Origin of the sequence: Haloarcula sp. Atlit-47R (assembly GCF_003665985.1) — an archaeon.
Lineage (GTDB): Archaea > Halobacteriota > Halobacteria > Halobacteriales > Haloarculaceae > Haloarcula > Haloarcula taiwanensis.
The window spans coordinates 1-436 of sequence record NZ_QPLQ01000101.1 but is presented as its reverse complement, the minus strand read 5'-3'; the positions used below and the strand labels follow the sequence as shown (position 1 = coordinate 436).

The following is a 436-nucleotide window of genomic DNA, read 5'->3' as shown; positions in this document are numbered from 1 at the left end:
GCTTCGATGTTCGCCTTCGTCGGCATCTCGATGCCCATCTTCCTGTGGGGGCTGGTGTGCATCCTGGTGTTCGCCGTCTGGCTGAACCTCTTTCCGACCGGGGGGTACGTCTCCCCGAGCGATGACCTCGTCGGGTCGCTCACGCGACTCGTCCTCCCCGCGGGGGCGATGGGCTTCGCGCTCACCGCCTACATCATGCGGATGACCCGGTCGTCGATGCTGGAGGTGCTGATCGAGGAGTACATCAATCTCGCGCGTGCGAAGGGGATGAGCCAACGGGTCATCGTCCTCAGACACGCGCTCAAGAACGCAATCATCCCCGTCATCACGGTCATCGCGTTCCAGTTCAGCTACGCGTTCGGCGGGGTCGTCGTGCTCGAAGAGGTGTTCTTCTGGCCCGGCATCGGTCGGCTGACGCTGACCGCGATTCAGAGCC

The 436-nt window shown here is 63.5% G+C and carries 1 protein-coding gene; it reads left to right on the top strand.

The window, feature by feature from the left end:
- Nucleotides 1-436: ABC transporter permease (locus DVK00_RS21070; protein WP_147435959.1), on the top strand; the 436-nt coding region annotated here is incomplete at both ends.